5 protein-coding genes are annotated in these 3,886 nt (G+C 75.6%); 2 read left to right on the forward strand and 3 right to left on the reverse strand.

The genetic code is table 11. The features are described from left to right. Positions 1-61 precede the first annotated feature (61 nt). From JZ5iCDA_RS16080 to JZ5iCDA_RS16090, 3 genes are all read right to left on the reverse strand, one after another. Positions 62-502 carry an alpha/beta hydrolase gene (locus JZ5iCDA_RS16080; protein ID WP_069388056.1) on the reverse strand — a complete coding sequence of 147 codons (441 nt, stop codon included), beginning with the start codon at positions 500-502 and terminating at the stop codon, positions 62-64. A 138-nt stretch (positions 503-640) separates the two neighbouring features. Then, entirely contained in the window at positions 641-1,090 is a 450-nt protein-coding gene (locus JZ5iCDA_RS16085; RefSeq protein ID WP_069388057.1) for an SRPBCC family protein, read from the reverse strand. 97 nt (positions 1,091-1,187) lie between these two features. Continuing rightward, entirely contained in the window at positions 1,188-1,826 is a 639-nt protein-coding gene (locus JZ5iCDA_RS16090; protein WP_069388058.1) for a nucleotidyltransferase family protein, read from the reverse strand. A gap of 109 nt (positions 1,827-1,935) precedes the next feature. Here JZ5iCDA_RS16090 and JZ5iCDA_RS16095 point away from each other — a divergent pair, with 109 nt between their 5' ends. Then, a complete protein-coding gene (locus JZ5iCDA_RS16095; RefSeq protein WP_069388059.1) occupies positions 1,936-2,790 on the forward strand; it encodes an endonuclease/exonuclease/phosphatase family protein in 855 nt (284 codons plus the stop codon). Positions 2,791-2,975: 185 nt separating this feature from the next. Beyond that, positions 2,976-3,848 (forward strand): ABC transporter ATP-binding protein, encoded by an 873-nt coding sequence (locus JZ5iCDA_RS16100; protein WP_436967416.1) that lies wholly within the window; start codon positions 2,976-2,978, stop codon positions 3,846-3,848. The last annotated feature ends 38 nt before the right edge of the window (positions 3,849-3,886 follow it).

The following is a 3,886-nucleotide window of genomic DNA, read 5'->3' on the forward strand; positions in this document are numbered from 1 at the left end:
GCGCGCTCCGCCGTGCTCGCCATCGGGCACCGCGACCAGGCCGAGCGGCTCATCCGCGACCTCAACGGGCGCGACGAGTCCGGGCCCGGCGGTCCGCCGTCGGGCCGACGAGGACGCCGGCGGGCGCGGCGTCCGGGTGGTCGGCCATCGCCTGGCCCACGATCTGGCCGCCCATCGAGTGCCCCACGAGCACGACAGGTGGCGGCGCGATCCCGGCAGGGACGGCGCCGAGGACGTGCTCGCGGACGTAGGCGGCGACGAGCGCCGCCTGCTCCTCGACCGGGGCGTCGCGCGAGGCGCGGGGCGCCGACCCGAACCCGGGCAGGTCGACCGCGTGGACCACGACCGGCAGGCGCGGACCCAGGCGGGCCAGCTCGTCGCGCACGGGGTCGAACGCGCGCGACGAGGAGCCGACGCCGTGCACGAGCACCACCGCGAGGGCGGGCGCGGCGGCGTCGTGCACGTGGACGACCGCCGTGAGCCCGCGCCACGTGAAGCGCACGTCGTGGGCAGAGCGACCGTGGGAACGGCGACCGTGGGCAGGGCGACGGAGGGCACGACGACGGAGCGGGCCCCGAAGGACCCGCTCCGTCGTGCCGGGCCCGACGAGACGGGCGCGGCGTCGTGCAGCGTGCGTGGCTCAGCCCACGTCGCCGCGCCAGGCGCCCGTCTCGACGCCGCGCGACTCGATGAACTCCTTGAACCGGGCGAGGTCGCCCTTGACGCGGCGCTCGTCGAGCTGCAGCGCGTCACCCGCCTTCTCCACGACGCCCTCGGGCGTCCAGTCGAGCTGGACCGTCACCCGGGTCTCCGTGTCGCTCAGACGGTGGAACGTCACGACGCCCGCGTGGTCGGGGCCCGACGTGCTGTTCCACGCGACGCGCTCGTCCGGGTGCTGCTCCGTGATCTCGGCGTCGAACTCGCGCTCGACCCCGCCGATGCTGGTCCGCCAGTGCGTGTGCGTCGCGTCGATCTGCCGGATCTCCTCCACGCCCTCCATGAAGCGGGGGAACTCCTCGAACTGCGTCCACTGGTCGTAGGCCGTGCGGACCGGGACGCTGACGTCGACCGACTGGGTGACCGTGCTCATGGGTGATACCTCCTGTGATGGGGGGCGGTACGACTCCACCTTCACCCGGCTCGGGCCTGCTCGCGCGCGCAGCGCCCGGGTGACGACGTGCGGACCGTCACTCGATGTGGCTCGACGGGTCGCCGGACGCGGGCCCCGAACCGGCGCGGGCGGCGAGGGGATCGACGCCGTCGTCCTGCATCTGCGCGCGGTCCACGACCCCGAGCTCGTCGAGGAGGAACAGGAAGGCGCGGGCGTACGGGTTGTCGTCGACGCGCTCGCGCACCTCGACCCAGTCGACCTGCTCGCGCATGGCGCGCGCGACCGGCAGCAGGCGCGAGAAGTCGCAGTAGTGCTCGCCGACCACGCGCAGCTTCGACGTCATGACCTCGGTCGCGGACAGCACGGGCATGCGCACGGCGAGCACCTCGAGCTCGTCGGTGCGCGAGAGCAGCTCGTCGTCGATGGGCTCCCCGACCATGCGGTACAGCACGTCCACGAGCTCGCCCCCGTGGTACGCCTTGAACAGCCAGTTCTCCGTCGGTTCCGTGATCTCGAGCCCGGCCGCGCGCAGCACCTCCTGCGCCCGCTCGACGTCGACCTCGCGGATCGCGAAGTCGGCGTCGTGGCTCGGCTCCGGGGCGCCGCGCGCCCACGCCGCGTACCCGCCGACGAGCGCGTGCGGGATGCCGGCCTCGGCGAGCGCGGCCGCGGTCAGCCGCAGGCCGTCGTGCAGGGCTTCCCTGTCGTCCACCATGCCCAGGGTCTACACCACGCGGCGGCCGCTGGCACGTCGCGGCCGGCCGCGGGGCACGTCCGCGGGCGTGCGCGTGCGACGACGCGCGGGCCTGCGGAGAATCGTCGGGATGCGCCTCGCGACGTTCAACATCCTGCACGGGCGGTCGACGGTCGACGACCGCGTCGACGTCGACCGCTTCGCCGACGCCGTCCGCACGCTCGACGCCGACGTGCTCGCGCTCCAGGAGGTCGACCGCGACCAGCCGCGCTCGCACCGCGCCGACCTGACGGCCGTCGCGGCCGAGGCGGCCGGCGCCGCGGACCACCGGTTCGTCGCGACGCTCGTCGGCGAGCCCGGCGTGTGGGCCGCGCCCACGGGCGAGCACCAGCCGGGCCAGGCCGCGTACGGCATCGCGATCGTCAGCCGCTACCCCGTGCTCGAGTGGCGCACGGTGATCATGCCGCCGCCGCGCACCCGGATCCCCGTGCGGTTCCCGGGCCGGCGCCTGCCCACGCTCGTGCGGGACGAGCCGCGGGCCGCGCTGGTGGCGCACGTGGACGCGCCCGCCGGCCGGGCGACGGTCGTGTGCGCGCACCTGACGTTCGTGCCGGGGCGCAACCTCACGCAGCTCGTGCGGCTCACGCGCTCGCTCGCCGCCGACACCCCGCACGGCGAGCCCGTCGTGCTCCTCGGCGACCTCAACGTCGACGCCCCGCAGGCGGCGCGCGCGAGCGGGTGGCACCCGCTCGCCACCGCTCCCACGTTCCCGGTCGCGGCTCCCTCGCGCCAGCTCGACCACGTGCTCGCGCACGGCCCGGTCCGCGCGACCGGCCCCGCGCACGCGGTCGACACCGGGCTCTCGGACCACCGCGCGCTCGTCGTGCACGTCGCCCTCGGCGGGGAGCACCACGCGTCGCCGACCCGGTCGCACGCCGCCGACGAGGACCGGGCGCCGTCCGCGCCCGCGCGCGACATGCCTTGACGACATGCCTTGACGACATGCCTTGACGACATGCCCTGACGACATGCCCTGACGACATACCCGACGACGGCCCGGCCGTCGCCGACGGCGTGCCCGGCGACGTGTCGTGGATCACTCGGCGCAGCGGCCCCCGTCGCGCCGGAGGGGCTGGTCACCGCCGCCCGCCGTAGATTAGCCTCACCTTCGTGAGTCAGACCTTAGTGACCGACGAGGCGGTGAGGACGTCGCGCGCCGCGGCGCTCGCGGGCCACGACCTGCGCCTGTCGTACGACGCGCGCACGGTCGTCCACGGCGCCGCGCTCGAGCTCGCCCCGGGAGCCGTCACGGCGCTCATCGGGCCGAACGGGTCGGGCAAGTCCACGCTGCTGCGCTCGCTCGCGCGCCTGCACCGTCCCGACGCCGGCACGGTCGCGCTCGACGACGAGCCGGACGCCCTGGCGCTGCACCCGAAGGACTTCGCGCGGCGGGTCACGCTGCTGTCGCAGAGCCGGCCGACGCCGAGCGGCGTGAGCGTGCGCGACGTCGTCGCCTACGGCCGTCACCCGTACCGGGGCCGCTTCCGCTCGAACGACCCGGACGGCCCGCGCGCGATCGCGCACGCGATGGACGTCACGGGCGTCACCGCGATGGCGGACCGCGGCGTCGACGAGCTGTCGGGCGGCGAGCTCCAGCGCGTGTGGCTCGCGACGTGCCTCGCGCAGGACACCCGCGTGCTCCTGCTCGACGAGCCGACGACGTACCTCGACCTGCGCTACCAGGTCGAGCTGCTCGACCTCGTCCGCGACCTCGCGGGCGAGCACGGCGTCGCGGTCGGCGTCGTGCTGCACGACCTCAACCAGGCGGCCTCCGTCGCGGACCACGTGGTGCTCCTGCACGACGGGGTCGTGCGCGCGTCGGGCCGCGCGACGGACGTGCTCACGGCCGACCTGCTGTCCGAGGTGTACGGCATCCGCGTGGACGTCTACACGCACCCGCTGACGGGCCGGACCTGCTGCGAGCCGCTCGGCCGGCACGCGGCGCGGCCCGCGGTGTCCGTGGGGGCGGACGCCCTCGCCTGACCTCCGGCGCGGGGCCCCGCGCCGTCCACCGCCCGCAC

Origin of the sequence: Cellulosimicrobium cellulans (assembly GCF_001722485.1) — a bacterium.
Lineage (GTDB): Bacteria > Actinomycetota > Actinomycetes > Actinomycetales > Cellulomonadaceae > Cellulosimicrobium > Cellulosimicrobium cellulans_A.